This is a genomic window from Streptosporangiales bacterium (genome assembly GCA_009379955.1).
Classification (GTDB): Bacteria; Actinomycetota; Actinomycetes; order Streptosporangiales; family WHST01; genus WHST01.
This window is the reverse complement of the sequence record WHST01000034.1, coordinates 14,138-27,424: the sequence shown is the minus strand read 5'-3', so window position 1 is coordinate 27,424 and position 13,287 is coordinate 14,138. Positions and strand designations below refer to the sequence as shown.

General features: G+C 71.0%; 14 protein-coding genes. 6 read left to right on the top strand and 8 right to left on the bottom strand.

Annotation, left to right across the window (positions count from 1 at the left end; all coding sequences use genetic code 11):
* Nucleotide 1: 1 nt before the first annotated feature.
* From GEV10_12655 to GEV10_12645, 3 genes are all read right to left on the bottom strand, one after another.
* The gene (locus GEV10_12655; GenBank protein ID MQA79306.1) at nucleotides 2-673 is read right to left on the bottom strand and encodes a sortase; all 672 of its coding nucleotides are present in this window, start codon (nucleotides 671-673) and stop codon (nucleotides 2-4) included.
* Between the two features lie 326 nt (nucleotides 674-999).
* Nucleotides 1,000-2,280: a hypothetical protein gene (locus tag GEV10_12650; GenBank protein MQA79305.1), complete on the bottom strand. Its 1,281-nt coding sequence runs from the start codon at nucleotides 2,278-2,280 to the stop codon at nucleotides 1,000-1,002.
* An 89-nt stretch (nucleotides 2,281-2,369) separates the two neighbouring features.
* Entirely contained in the window at nucleotides 2,370-3,329 is a 960-nt protein-coding gene (locus GEV10_12645; protein ID MQA79304.1) for a hypothetical protein, read from the bottom strand.
* A gap of 427 nt (nucleotides 3,330-3,756) precedes the next feature.
* Here GEV10_12645 and GEV10_12640 point away from each other — a divergent pair, with 427 nt between their 5' ends.
* Genes GEV10_12640 through GEV10_12630 form a run of 3 tightly spaced genes read left to right on the top strand, consistent with a single transcriptional unit; the run spans nucleotide 3,757 to nucleotide 5,813 of the window.
* Complete coding sequence (locus tag GEV10_12640) at nucleotides 3,757-4,485, top strand: hypothetical protein (GenBank protein ID MQA79303.1); 729 nt, start codon at nucleotides 3,757-3,759, stop codon at nucleotides 4,483-4,485.
* Nucleotides 4,482-5,144 (top strand): class F sortase, encoded by a 663-nt coding sequence (locus GEV10_12635; GenBank protein MQA79302.1) that lies wholly within the window; start codon nucleotides 4,482-4,484, stop codon nucleotides 5,142-5,144. The genes GEV10_12640 and GEV10_12635 overlap by 4 nt, the downstream gene beginning before the upstream one ends.
* Nucleotides 5,145-5,168: 24 nt before the next feature.
* The gene (locus tag GEV10_12630; GenBank protein MQA79301.1) at nucleotides 5,169-5,813 is read left to right on the top strand and encodes an orotate phosphoribosyltransferase; all 645 of its coding nucleotides are present in this window, start codon (nucleotides 5,169-5,171) and stop codon (nucleotides 5,811-5,813) included.
* Here GEV10_12630 and GEV10_12625 read toward each other — a convergent pair.
* The gene (locus tag GEV10_12625) at nucleotides 5,751-6,071 is read right to left on the bottom strand and encodes a hypothetical protein (protein ID MQA79300.1); all 321 of its coding nucleotides are present in this window, start codon (nucleotides 6,069-6,071) and stop codon (nucleotides 5,751-5,753) included. The genes GEV10_12630 and GEV10_12625 overlap by 63 nt on opposite strands.
* Nucleotides 6,068-6,745 (bottom strand): FMN-dependent NADH-azoreductase, encoded by a 678-nt coding sequence (locus tag GEV10_12620; protein ID MQA79299.1) that lies wholly within the window; start codon nucleotides 6,743-6,745, stop codon nucleotides 6,068-6,070. Before GEV10_12620 ends, GEV10_12625 begins: the two co-directional genes overlap by 4 nt.
* A 93-nt stretch (nucleotides 6,746-6,838) precedes the next feature.
* Between GEV10_12620 and GEV10_12615 the strand changes: the two genes are divergently transcribed.
* Both GEV10_12615 and GEV10_12610 read left to right on the top strand, forming a co-directional pair.
* Entirely contained in the window at nucleotides 6,839-7,486 is a 648-nt protein-coding gene (locus tag GEV10_12615) for a TetR family transcriptional regulator (GenBank protein MQA79298.1), read from the top strand.
* Between the two features lie 47 nt (nucleotides 7,487-7,533).
* A complete protein-coding gene (locus GEV10_12610; GenBank protein ID MQA79297.1) occupies nucleotides 7,534-8,097 on the top strand; it encodes a DUF2269 family protein in 564 nt (187 codons plus the stop codon).
* Nucleotides 8,098-8,166: 69 nt separating this feature from the next.
* Here the strand turns inward: GEV10_12610 and GEV10_12605 are convergent, their stop codons facing one another.
* The 3 genes from GEV10_12605 to GEV10_12595 form a co-directional block, all read right to left on the bottom strand.
* Complete coding sequence (locus GEV10_12605; GenBank protein MQA79296.1) at nucleotides 8,167-10,998, bottom strand: vitamin B12-dependent ribonucleotide reductase; 2,832 nt, start codon at nucleotides 10,996-10,998, stop codon at nucleotides 8,167-8,169.
* A 138-nt stretch (nucleotides 10,999-11,136) separates the two neighbouring features.
* Entirely contained in the window at nucleotides 11,137-11,622 is a 486-nt protein-coding gene (nrdR, locus tag GEV10_12600; protein ID MQA79295.1) for a transcriptional repressor NrdR, read from the bottom strand.
* Between the two features lie 251 nt (nucleotides 11,623-11,873).
* Nucleotides 11,874-12,278 (bottom strand): LysM peptidoglycan-binding domain-containing protein, encoded by a 405-nt coding sequence (locus GEV10_12595; GenBank protein ID MQA79294.1) that lies wholly within the window; start codon nucleotides 12,276-12,278, stop codon nucleotides 11,874-11,876.
* 124 nt (nucleotides 12,279-12,402) lie between these two features.
* On the opposite strand from GEV10_12595, the gene lexA reads away from it, so the two are divergent.
* Nucleotides 12,403-13,224: a transcriptional repressor LexA gene (gene lexA, locus GEV10_12590; protein ID MQA79293.1), complete on the top strand. Its 822-nt coding sequence runs from the start codon at nucleotides 12,403-12,405 to the stop codon at nucleotides 13,222-13,224.
* Nucleotides 13,225-13,287: the final 63 nt, after the last annotated feature.

The following is a 13,287-nucleotide window of genomic DNA, read 5'->3' as shown; positions in this document are numbered from 1 at the left end:
CCTAGCGTCGGCCCACCGTGATCAGGCGGGCGTAGACGACGACGTTGGCGGCGCGCTTCGCCTTCTTCAGCGAACCGCCGCAGGTGACGATCCGCAGGGCGGAATAGTCCGTCGCCCCGTAGACCTTCTTCACCGGCAGCTCGGCCGGCCGGTAGCTCTTGATCGCGTCGACGCGGTATGCGGCGACGAGACCGTCGGCGCGGGTCACGTAGATCGCGTTGCCCTCACGGAGGTCGTCGAGCCGGCGGAAGACGCCGGGACGGTCGGGTCCCGCCTCGATGTAGCCGATGACGACCGTGGGCCCGATCTCGCCCGGTGTCGCGGACTTCTCGTACCAGCCCGCCCGCTTGGGCTTGCGGGGAAGCTCCAGCGTCTGCCCGTCCTTGCTCAGTCCGAGCCTGCCGAGCTTCTTCTCCAGCTTCATCGCGGGGACGTCGATGCGGACGGGGGCGGACCGCCCGATGGGGGTCGGTGTGGGCGTGGAGCTGGCCGTGCTCGGCCGACTCGTCGTGGGCTCCGGGGCTGGAGCCCCCCGGCCCCCGGCCCCGGAACCCGGCGCTCCCAGGGAGCTGACCAGGCCGAACGCGACCACGGCAGCCATGCCCAGGAACGCGACGAGAGTGGCCACCGCGGTGAACCCGCGGCGACCACCTCGCCCCTGCATCAGAGCCATGGCCGCTCCCTCCGAACGGCCTTGCTCTGACCTTCGACACCCCGCGTGCCCGTGCCGCCAGGTTGGACACCGCGGGTGTCGCGACCGCCGTACCACCGGTTGCCGTGACGGGGATCAAACGGCAGACCGTCGAGCACGGCGGTCGGTGACCGCAAGGCGGACACCTCCTGAGCGTCCACCTGCGCGGTCGGCGCCACGGAACAGGAGGACAGAGGCCTGGGCCCTGCGGTCCCCCGGTGGGACGGCCGACGGCCGTCCCACCGAGTGGTCTCGAGCGCTTCCACCCTTGTGCTGATGGTGAACACTCTATTACTGAGGGTAGCCACTTACGAAGCGTCTCCCACGATGTCGAGAACGGAGTCGAGCGCACCGGAGACCTCGGTCGAGCCCTCGAGGTCCCCGAGGCCGTCGACGTACCCGTGCAGGTGACCGGTGCTGTCGAGCGCCGCGAACAGCGTCCCCACACCGGAGACGTCGCCCTCGGCGAGGTCGGCCACGACGACCACGGTGGCGTCGACGAGCGCCGACACCCACAGCGAGCCGGTCAGCGTGGCGAGGTCGCCGAGCTGCCCGTCGACCGTGGCGAGCGCGTCGAGCGTGCCCGCCAGCGCCGCGATGCCGGAGACGTCGCCCTCGGAGAGGTCGACGGCGGCCTCGACGATGCCGTCGGTCCAGGCGAACACGTCGAGCGTGCCCGTCAGGTAGCTGTCGTCGCCGAGCCATAGGTCGACCGTGTTGATGCTGTCGAGCGTGCTCGAGAGCGCACCGAAGCCGTACAGCTCGCCTTCGCCGAGGTCACCGTCGAGGGCGAGGAGCCCGTCGAGGGTGCCGGTGTTCAGCGAGCTGCCGCTGATGCCGCCCACGTGGGCGACCTCGCCGGTGAGCGACGTGGCGGTGTCGAGGACGCCGCTGATGCTCGTGATGCCGGACAGCCGGTCGCCGTCGGCCGAGAGCTCGGTGACGCCGTCGAGCGCGCCGAACAGGTCGGACGAGCCCGTCGCGTGCCCGAGGTCGCCGGCGTCGACCACGGCGTCGACCACGGCGTCGACGGTGGCCGTCAGGGTGCCGGTCACGTCACCGGCCAGGCCGTCGTCGCCGAGGCTCGGCGTGGTGGCCAGGGCGCCCGCGGCGTCCGCCGTCGGGTTGTCGTACGGCAGGATCTCCACCGTCGACAGGTCGACGGAACGCGAGGTGCCCTCGGGTGCGGGCAACGGACGCGGTCCTGCGGCGCCGCTCGCGTGCTTGCCGAGCAGCCCCCCGGTCGCCTCGGTCAGCTGACCGGTCAGGGCCCCCACCGTGTCGTGCGCCGGCAGGGTCTTCTTCACCACGATCTTCCTGGCCGGACGGGCGGGCTTCTTCGCGGCGTCCTGCCGCTCCCCGCCCGCCTCGGCCTTCGTCGGCGACCCGGTCGCCGCCGCCTTCTTCCCGGTGACCGCACCGACGGTGTCGTCGGCGGTCTTGGTCACGGTGCCGACGAGGTCGGCTGTCTTACCGGTGTCCGGCAGTGCGGTCGCGGGCTCGGACGCGTTGGCGATCCCGGCTCCGAGGACGACGAACCCACCGGCGAGGAGAGAGGCCTGAAGTGACCTCCGGACCCATGTATTCACGGGTGATGTTTCCTTTCTCTTCCACAACGTCGAATCTGCTGGCGCGTCGGGCATCGGACCCGGGCACCTTCGCGGTGTTGCGGGAGAGATCAGTCGGGCGAGACGTCGGGCTTGACCGCATCGCCGAGCGGAGCCAGGTCGTCGGAGGCGCGTGCGATGCCCAGCAGGGTGTGCTGGGCGGACACGCCGACCGGCCCGCCGTATGCGAGGGGGGTTCCGTTTCCGGAGCCCCCGGTGGTGGTGGAGGACGAGGTGGAGGTGGAGCCCGTCGGCCACTGGCCGTTGCCGGGCGCCGCCGGCGCGTCGGCCGGCAGGTCGTCGGCGCCGACACCCGCGGGCGGGCGCCGATCGTGTGCAGTCGAGTCTCCGCCGAGGGCGGGCGTGGGGGCGACGACCGGCGCCTGCGTGCCGTCGGCGGCACCGCTCCTGTCGCGGTCGCCGTCCTGGGTGCCCGCGGGGCGTGGGGTGGCCGGGGCGGGTGTTGCCCCGCCCGCCTGGTGTCCCGGCGCGAGCCCGTCACCGGGGATCAGGTCGAGGTCGTCGAAGCCGTCGAACGACGGCGGCTGCCACTCGGAGACGGCCTCGTTCCAGTCGGCACCGGCCTCGGACTCGGCGAGGGCCTCGACCGCGGGCCGCAACGGCTCGGTCACCGTGCCGACCGTGGCCGGCACCGGCGGAGCGGCGACCTCGGGAGCCGGCCGACCGTCCGCTGTCTCCGGGGCCGGGCGCGGGGCGTCGCCCGCGGCTCCGGAGATCTCGCCGACCGTCCCGCTCGTCGCTTCGAGCGCCGAGCCGACGACCGAGCCGAGACCGGTGCGTCCTGCCTCGGGGGCCGGCCGCGCGGGCGGCTGCGATCTGTCGCCTGTCGCGCGCCCGCGCGGGCCGGCCTGCTCCGTGGTGGTGGCGGAGTCGGCGGAACCGCTGCCCAGCACCGTCGTCACGACGCCACCGAGCCCCTGCTCGCCGGGCGAGTGCTCACTCGCCGACGCGGCGCTCGCGCCGAACACGGCCAACGCCACCCAGCCGATGAGACAGAACGCGCCGGCCACGAGGAGGCGGCGGATCGTCCTGCGAGCGTGCGCACAGGCGGAGGACGCAGCATGCTGACGCTGCCCTACGACACCTCGGCGGCCCATCGACACCCTTCATTGCTGTCCGGGCCGCCCGAGCGCCGACTCGCTGCGGTGACAGCGTGCGACGATCTCGCGACAGCCCGTTCTACGGGCACATCGGTTCGCAGGGGGCCGAGTGTTACGCCGCGTCACCGATCGATCGCGCATCCGTGACAACGTCCATCCGGGGCAGCCCACGGCGGGCTCCGGCGACGCAATCAGCAAATAGCAGCCCCAGACTTGCGTGATCAACTACGACGCGTATCCTCACGGTTACTCCTGGGTTCTCTTCCTCCTGAGTAGTCACGCAGAGGCCCGGGATGACGCCCCTCACGTCGAACACGCAGTAGGAAAGGTCCCGCCCATGGCCCCGTGGGTCAGACGATCCGTGCAAGCCGCCGCCCTCACCGCCGGACTCACGCTGTTCGGCCTGGGAGTCGCCCCGCTGGCGACCGCGGCCCAATCACCGTCCGCCTCGACCTCCGAGTCGAGCACCCAGACCGCGAACCCGAGCGAGCCGGCCGACGACTCGCCGACCTCGACCCAGTCGCAGACCACCGAGCCCCGGCCCAGCGACCCGCCGGACGACCCGTCACCCAGCGACCCCGGTGACGGTGACAACGGCGGGGACGGCGGCGGTGGCAACGGCGGCGGCGACAGCAGCCCGCGGCCGAGCGAGCCGTCGTCCGACGACCCGTCGACGAACCGGCCACCGGCCGACGGTCCGTCGTCCACGTCGCCGGGCACCCTGCCGAAGATGCCGCAGGACGCGTTCGGGCCCAACACCCCGCCTCCGGGCTGGGAGCCACCGGGCGACTCGCCGAGCGACGACGGCGGCAACCCCATCGTCAACACCCCGACGCAGGAGGTGTCACCCCGTCCGGTCGCGACCCCGTCTGGACCCGACGGCACCACCAACGCCGGCAGCCCGCGGGCGACGCCCACCGGTGGCGTCGCGGCCGGGAGCGGCAGCACCTCCCATGGGCCGAACCCCGCGGTGGTCCTGCTCGGCGCGGCGTTCGTCGTGGGCGGCACCGCCGTGTTGCTCCGCCTGCGCGGCACCCGCCCCGCCGGCCGCCGCAGGGCGGCATGAGGGGCGACGGCACCGGACCGCATACCCCGCGCGGCGGCGGGCGCCGCGTCGCCCATGTGGCGGCGAGCCTCGTCGTCGTCGCGGGGCTGGTCGTCCTCGGCGTCACCGGTTACCAGCTGCTGTGGCCGGCGCAGCCCCGCGTCACCTCGGCCGGCGAGCTGAGCGGTGCCGGGGAGACCAGCTGGCGGGGGCGCACCGACACCGAGTCGCTGCCCCGCTCGAGGCCGACCGCGGTCCGCGTCCCGGCGATCGACGTCGACGCCGATCTCGTCGGGCTCTCGATGGGCAAGGACGGCGTCCTCGACGCTCCCGACACCGGGTCCGAGGCCGGCTGGTACGACGCCCTGGCGACCCCCGGCCAGCGCGGCACCTCGGTGATCGCCGGGCACGTCGACTGGTCCGACGGACCCGCGGTCTTCTACGACCTGGGTGAGCTCGCCCCCGGCGACGCGATCGAGGTCGCGCGGGCAGACGGCCGTACGGCGGTGTTCACCGTGCACGCCACCCGGCAGTACTCCAAGAACGACTTCCCTTCCGACCTCGTCTACGGCCCCAGCCGCGCCGCCGAGCTGCGGCTGATCACCTGCGGCGGCGCGTTCGCGAACGGGCACTACGTCGACAACATCGTCGTCTTCGCCCACCTCTCCGCCATCCGCTGACCGCCGGACGGCGACACTGGTCGGGTGACGCTCTCCCGCACGGGCCACTTCGTCTTCGAGTCCGGTCACCATGGCGACACGTGGTTACTGCTCGACGAGCTCGTCTCGTATCCGGACCGGCTGGCCCGGGAGGCCGAGGCGCTCGCCGAGCGTCTCCGCCGCTTCCCGGCGGACATCGCCTGCGGCCCGCTGGACGGCGGCGCGTTCGTCGCGCAGTGGGTGGCGGCCACGCTCGGGATGCGGTTCACGTACGCCCGCAGGGAACCCGGCCCTCGCTATGCCATCCCGCGGGAGATCGCGGTGGACGGTCTGCGCGCGCTCGTGGTCGACGACGCCGTCAACCTCGGGTCGGCGACGATGTCCACCGCGGCGGCGCTCGCCGACCGGGGTGCGACGGTCGTGGCGGTCGGCAGCCTCGTCGCATGCGGGCCGTACGGCCCGCACGTCGGTGCGCGACTCGGAGTTCCGCAGGTGTACCTCACCGAGGTGCCGAGCAACGTCTACCCGGCGGACGCGTGCCCGCTGTGCGAGGCCGGCGTCCCGATCGACACCGGCGCTTCGCGTCAGCTCCCGGCATCCGCCGACCGTGACGCGACGCTGTCCGCGCTACTCGACCGCGGTCACGCGGGCGAGGACGATCCCGGCGACGATGAGCCCCACCGCGCCTAGGCGACCGGCGCTGATCTCGTCGCCGTGCACGAGGATCCCCAGCACGATCGCGCCCACGGCGCCGATGCCGGTGAAGACCGCGTACGCCGTGCCGACCGGTAGGTGTTGCATCGCCCTCGACAGCAGATAGACCGCGGCCGCACACAGGACCAGGCACAGCAGCGTCGGCAACGGCCGGGTGAAGCCGTTCGTCGGCCTGATGCTCTGCGACCAGGCGACCTCGACCAGGCCGGCGAGGATGAGAGTCAACCAGCTCATGCCGGCGACCGCACCGCGTGGCGCGCGCTCAGGTCGGCCACCACGGCATCGACCCGCATGCGGGCGGCGTCGTGGGAGGCGACCTGCGCGCCGCGCAGGTCGTCGAGCACCGGATCGACGAGGGCGTTGGTCAGCTCGGAGTCGACGAAGGTCACGTCCTCGACCGCGAAGTGGCCAGCGAGGAAGTCACGCAGGTAGCGCTCCTGGTAGTCATACCGGGCCTTCGGAGCGCCAGGCAGGTACGAACCGCCTCTGGCGTTCACGACGACGAAGGACCGACCCGCCAACGACATCCGCGGGAAGGTGACCTGGTCGAGCCAGGCCTTCAGCGCCGCCGGGATCGAGTAGTTGTACATCGGCGCACCGACCAGGACGACGTCCGCTCGGACGAGCTCGTCGAGCAGTGGCTCGACGACGTCCCAGGCCACCTTCTGCTCCTGCGTCCGTACCGCCTCGCCGAAGCGCTCGATCGCCGTGACGCGATGAGCGAGCAGGTAGTCGCAGATCTCCGTCCACGCCTGCCCGATGGGCGGCACGGGTTCGGCGGCGAGATCGCGGTATTCGTACGTGCCGCCCGGGTCAGCGGCCGCCCACCGGGCGGCGAACCGCTCGGTGAGCTGCCGCGAGAACGAGCGTCGTCGCGCACTGGAGTCGAGGTGGAGCAGGCGAGCCATCGAGCACCTCCCGATAATCGGACACGGTGTCCGGTTGAACCGCACCCTAGTTCGTAACTGGACGCGGCGTCCAGTTACGATTAGGGTGCGGGGATGCCGGGACGGATCGACCTGCTGTCGGGCGAGCCCCTGGAGGAACCGGGCGGTCACGTCCCCGAGCGTGCGGACGCGGCGCGCAACCGGGCACGGGTCCTGACCGCCGCGCAGCGGCTGTTCCGCGAACGAGGTCCGCGCGTCACCATGGGCGAGATCGCGCGCGCCGCCGGAGTCGGCAGGGGCACGCTCTACCGCCGCTACCCGGACGTCGCCTCGATCGCCAGGGCACTCCTCGACGAGCACGAACGCGAGGTGCAGGCGCAGCTGCTCGGCGGTGCCCCTCCGCTGGGACCCGGGGCTCCCCCGGCCGAGCGCCTCGCCGCCTTCTACGACGCGATGGTGACCCTCCTCGACCAGCATGTGCACCTGGTGCTCGGCGCGGAGGCCGGGACCGCAAGGTTCGCCACCGGCGCGTACGACTTCTGGCGCGCGCACGTGCACGCGCTGCTCACCGAGGCACGAGTCCCCGGAAGCGACGCGCTCGTCGACACCCTGCTCGCCCCCCTCGCCCCCGAGGTCTTCTCCCACCAGCGCCACGAGCTCGGCCTCTCGACCGGGTCGATCGGCGCCGGACTGCACCTTCTCGCGTACGGAGTTCTCGGCGAGCACCGTCATGAGCATCCCTCGCTCCGTTCGACGACGTAGGGACGGATACGTCGCCGGGACGATGTCATCCCTGATATGTCTCGGGCATGATGCGGATGTCATTCGAGGAGGAGGACACCGTGTCCGTTACCGCTCCCCCGGTCGATCCGGTCGCCACGAGGCGGCGGAGCCGCGCGCCCCGTAAGGCGCTCCTGGTGGTGCATATCGTCGCGTCGGTCGCGCTGCTCGGCGAGGTGTGGGGGCTGGTGGTACTCAACCTCACCGCGACGCTGGCCGACGACCCCGTGCTCGCGCAGTCCGCGTACCAGCTGATGAGCCGGCTGGTGTTCCTGGGCGGCATCCCGCTCAGCCTCGCCAGCCTGGCGACCGGCATCATCCTCGCGGTCAGGAGTCCCTGGGGCCTGGTGCGGTACTACTGGGTCTTCGTCAAGCTCGTGCTGAACATCGCGGTGATCTGCGTCGGGATGTTCCTGTTCACCCCCGAGTCGTCGGCGGTCGGCGTGGCGGACGGCACGCTGACGACCGCGCGGCAGTGGGAGCAGGTCGCCGTGCTGTCGACGCAGGTCGTCATGCTCCTCATCGCGACGACGCTGGCGGTCTTCAAGCCACGCAAGCAGACCGGCCTGCGCAGGTCGGCGCGGCCGGCCTGACCCGTACGCGACGAAAGGGCGCCGCCACCGCAAGGTGACGGCGCCCTTCGGCGCGCGGGAGGCGCGATACTAGCTGCAGCCGCTGGTGCTGCCGCAGCCCTCGCAGACGTAGCAGCTGCCGGCCGGACGCATCTTCGTGCCGCAGGTGAAGCACATCGGCGCGTCGGCAAGCTTGCCCTGGACGGCCTCCATCAGCTCCGCGGACGAGCCGACGTTGGCGGCCTTGGTCTCGCGCGGCGCGTCGGCCTCGCCGTCCGAGACCGCGGCGGACTGGGCCAGCGACTCGGTGTCGACGTCGTCCGACGTCGACGCCGGGGAGCCGGCTGCGTCGAGCGCCGCGTTGCGCTCGGCGACACTGAGGATGTTCATCGCCGCCCGCGTCTCGTACGGCAGGTGGTCGAGCGCGAGCCGCCGGAAGACGTAGTCCATGATCGACTGCGCCATGCGGACGTCGGGATCGTCGGTGAGACCCGCCGGCTCGAACCGCAGGTTGGTGAACTGCCGGACGAACGTCTCGAGCGGCACGCCGTACTGCAGGCCGATCGAGATCGCGATGGAGAACGCGTCCATCACGCCGGCGAGCGTCGAACCCTGCTTGCCGAGCTTGAGGAACACCTCACCGAGACCGTCGTCGGGGTACGAGCCCGCGGTCATGTACCCCTCCGCGCCGGCGACCGAGAACTTGGTCGTCGTCGCGGGCCGCTGCTTCGGCAGCTTCTTCCTGGTCGGCCGGGTCGCGACCTCCTCGACCTTGTCAGCCTTCGCGGCCGAGGTCTTGCCCGTCGACAGCGGCTGGCCGACCTTGCAGTTGTCGCGGTAGATCGCCAGTGCCTTGAGCCCGAGCCGCCAGCCCTGCTCGTAGATGTCGCGGACGTCCTCGACCGTCGACTGCTCCGGCATGTTCACGGTCTTGGAGATCGCGCCGGAGACGAACGGCTGCACCGCGGCCATCATCCGCACGTGGCCCATCGGCTTGATCGCCCGCTCGCCCATCGCGCAGTCGAAGATCTCGTAGTGCTCGGTGCGCAGGCCGGGCGCGTCGATGACGTGTCCGTGCTCGGAGATGTACTCGACGATCGCCTCGACCTGCTCCTGCTGGTAGCCGAGCTTGTGCAGTGCCCGCGGCACGGTCTGGTTGACGATCTGCATCGACCCACCGCCGACGAGCTTCTTGAACTTGAGCAGCGAGAAGTCCGGCTCGATGCCGGTCGTGTCGCAGTCCATCATGAAGCCGATCGTGCCGGTCGGCGCGATGACGGACGCCTGCGCGTTGCGGTAGCCCGTCTGCTCGCCGAGGCTGACCGACTCTGCCCACACCTCCGCGGCCGCACGGAGCAGCCTGCGGTCCTCGTCGCCGACGTAGCGGACCGCGTCGTTGGCGGCGGCGTGCTTGCGGATCACCCGCTTGTGCGCGGCGGCGTTGCGCGCGTAGCCGGCGTACGGGCCGACGGCGGCCGCCAGCTCCGCGGAGCGCTTGTACGCGGTGCCGGTCATCAGTGACGAGATGCCGGCCGCGAGCGCGCGGCCGCCCTCGGAGTCGTAGCCGTACCCGGTCGCCATGAGCAGCGCGCCGAGGTTGGCGTAGCCGATGCCGAGCTGGCGGTATGCCCGCGTCGTCTCGCCGATCTTCTCGGTGGGGAAGTCGGCGAAGCAGATCGAGATGTCCATCGCGGTGATGACCAGCTCGACCGCCTTGCGGAACCTGTCGACGTCGAACGTGTCGTCCTCGCGGAGGAACGACATGAGGTTCATGCTCGCGAGGTTGCAGCTGGAGTTATCGAGGTGCATGTACTCGCTGCACGGGTTCGACGCGGTGATGCGCCCGGTCTCCGGGCAGGTGTGCCAATCGTTGATCGTGTCGTCGTACTGGATGCCGGGGTCGGCGCACTCCCACGCCGCCTGGGTCATCTTGTGGAAGATGCCGCGCGCGGGAACCTTCTCGATCACGTCGCCGGTGAGGCGGGACCGCAGACCGAACTCCTCGTCGCGCTCGACGGCACGCATGAACTCGTCGGTGACACGGACCGAGTTGTTGGCGTTCTGGTACTGGACCGAGCTGGAGTCCTTGCCCGCCATCTCCATGTCGAACCCGGCGTCGCGAAGGGCCCGGATCTTCTTCTCCTCGTGCGCCTTCGTGTCGATGAACTCCTCGACATCGGGGTGGTCGACGTCGAGGATCACCATCTTCGCCGCGCGGCGGGTCGCGCCACCGGACTTGATGGTGCCGGCGGACGCGTCCGCACCGCGCATGAACGACACGGGTCCGCTCGCGGTGCCGCCGGAGGAGAGCAGCTCCTTGCTGGACCTGATGCGCGAGAGGTTGAGGCCGGCTCCGGAGCCGCCCTTGAAGATGAAGCCCTCTTCCTTGTACCAGTCGAGGATCGACTCCATGGTGTCGTCGACCGACAGAATGAAGCACGCGCTCACCTGCTGCGGCGCGGCGGTGCCGACGTTGAACCACACCGGGCTGTTGAAGCTGAAGACCTGGTTGACGAGCATCCACTTGAGCTCGTGCTCGAAGAGCTGCGCGTCGTCGTCGCCGGCGAAGTAGGCGTGCTCCCGACCCGCCTTCACGTACGTGTCGACCACGCGGTCGACGATCTGCCGCAGGCTCGTCTCCCGCGCCGGCGTACCGACCGCGCCGCGGAAGTACTTGCTCGTCACGATGTTGACGGCGTTCTGACTCCAGGATGCGGGGAACTCGACCCCACGCTGCTCGAAGGTGATCGAGCCGTCTTTCCAGTTCGCCATGACGACGTCACGCCGCACCCACTCGACCTCGTCGTACGGGTGCTTGCCGGCCGTGGTGAAGACGCGCTGCACGCGCAGTCCCCGCGACTTCGACGCCGGCCGGGACTTCCCCTCGGAGTCCTGCGTCGGGCCGCTCACCGTCTCCGTCATGCGATCTTCCTCCTCCGTCACTGGTCCCCCCGGACAGCTCCCCGCCGCCAGTGCCTGGCGAGGCCGGTGGTGCTGATGTGGCGCGTGATGCGCGTTGGACGTGATGCGTGTTCCTGCTGTGTGCTGGGTCGTGCGCGGTCAGCTCCCCTGGCCGACCAGAAGGCGCTCGGCGCGGTCTACCGCCACCTGCCGCAGCGCCGCGATCTCCGCCTCGAAGTCGGCGAGCGACTCGAATCCCCGATAGACGGACGCGAACCTGAGATAGGCGACCTCGTCGAGCTCCCGCAACGGCTCGAGGACGGCGAGACCGACCTCGTGACTCGGGATCTCGGCGGCACCTCTCCCCCGGATGTCCTCCTCCACCTGCTGCGCCAGACGCGCGAGCGCGTCGACGCCCACCGGCCGCCCCTTGCAGGCCTTGCGCACGCCCGAGATCACCTTGTCGCGGGTGAACGGCTCGGCGGCGCCCGACCGCTTGACGATGTTCAGCGTCACGGTCTCCGTCGTGGTGAGGCGGCGACCGCACTCGGGACACTGCCGGCGGCGCCTGATCAGCGTGCCGTCGTCGTTGACCCGACTGTCGATGACGCGGGTGTCAGGGTGATGGCAGAACGGGCAGTGCACGAGCCCGACACCCCCTCCATGTGGACGATCCTGGGGACCACCGTGCTCTTCCTGTGGAAGAGCTGTGGAGGAACTGTGGACCGATGAACACAACCTGTGGAGAACTTACATCCGTGTAACTACAACATATGGGGGTACGGTAGGCATTCCCCTGCAGGGATGCAAGTCGGGGGACTCGTCGATTCACCCGGCACCCGGATGTGCCGTCGTTTGCCCAGGTCAGCCGGGTCTTGCTCCGACCGATCGGCGACCTACGGCGTGTCGACCGGCACCACGAGCCGCTGGCCGGGCTCGATGCGCGAGCCGTCGAGCCCGTTGACCTCGACGATCCGGTCGACCGTGGCCCTGCGGTCGGCCTGCGGTGCGGCCGCGGCCGCGATGGACCAGAGCGTGTCGCCCTCGCCGACGGTCACCGTGACCCGCTCCGCGCCCGGCGTGGGTGCGGCGTTGCCGTATCGCGCGGCACCCAGGCCGACGACCGCCGCGGTGAGCAGCGCGACGAGCACGCCGAGCACCACCGCCCGGCCCCGCCGGGTGAGCCGCCATCTGCGGCCGGACGCCCGCCCGGCGGGCAGATCGGGTACCGCGCGCAGCCGTGCCTGCCGGTCACCACGACCACCGTCGACCACCGGGGAGACATCGAGGGCGACGCTCATGCTGGTTTCCTCCCGCACGTGCCTGTCCGTTTTATTGGTGTTCGATGGCGAACACGCGTTCGATCGAACGTACGTACGATGTTGTATCAGGTGCCGCCGACAATTGCGACACACCATCGAACAAATGTTTGAAGCGTCGCCTGCCGAGGGCTACTGTTTCGATCACCGAGAGCGAGGAGGAGCCGTGACCAAGGGCAAGGCGACCGGAGCGGGCAAGACGGCATCTGGCAGAGCAGTGTCCGGCACAGCGGGGTCCGGCGGCGAGGTGCGCGAGCTGCCCGACGGCCCGCCCGACTCCTCCGGGCTCACCCCGCGCCAGCACCGCGTGCTCGAGGTGATCAGGGCCTCGGTGCAGGAGCGGGGATACCCGCCGTCGATGCGTGAGATCGGCGAGGCCGTCGGCCTCACGTCGGTGTCGAGCGTGTCGCACCAGCTGCGCCAGCTGCAGACCAAGGGATACCTGCGCCGCGACGCCAACCGGCCGCGGGCGGTCGAGATGCGGCTGCCGGGCGGTGGCCGGGCACCCGCGGCGTCACCGTACGACGAGACCGAGAGCGGGGAGAGCCGTCCCGAGGCGGCCTACGTGCCCGTGGTCGGCCGGATCGCGGCCGGCGGGCCCATCCTCGCCGAGCAGTCGGTCGAGGAGGTCTTCCCACTACCGCGCCAGGTCGTCGGCGACGGCACGCTGTTCCTCCTCAAGGTCCGCGGTGACTCGATGATCGAGGCTGCCATCTGCGAGGACGACTGGGTCGTCGTCCGGCAGCAGGAAGACGCCGAGAACGGCGACGTCGTCGCCGCGATGATCGACGGCGAGGCGACCGTGAAGACCCTCAAGCGGCGCGACGGTCACGTGTGGCTGATGCCGCACAACCCCGCGTACGAGCCCATCCCCGGCGACCAGGCCACCGTGCTCGGCAAGGTGGTGGCCGTCTTGCGGAGCGTCTGACCCGCGGTACCGTCAGGCCCCCTCATGCGGCGTTCTCCCGCCCTACGCCACGTGAGGATGACG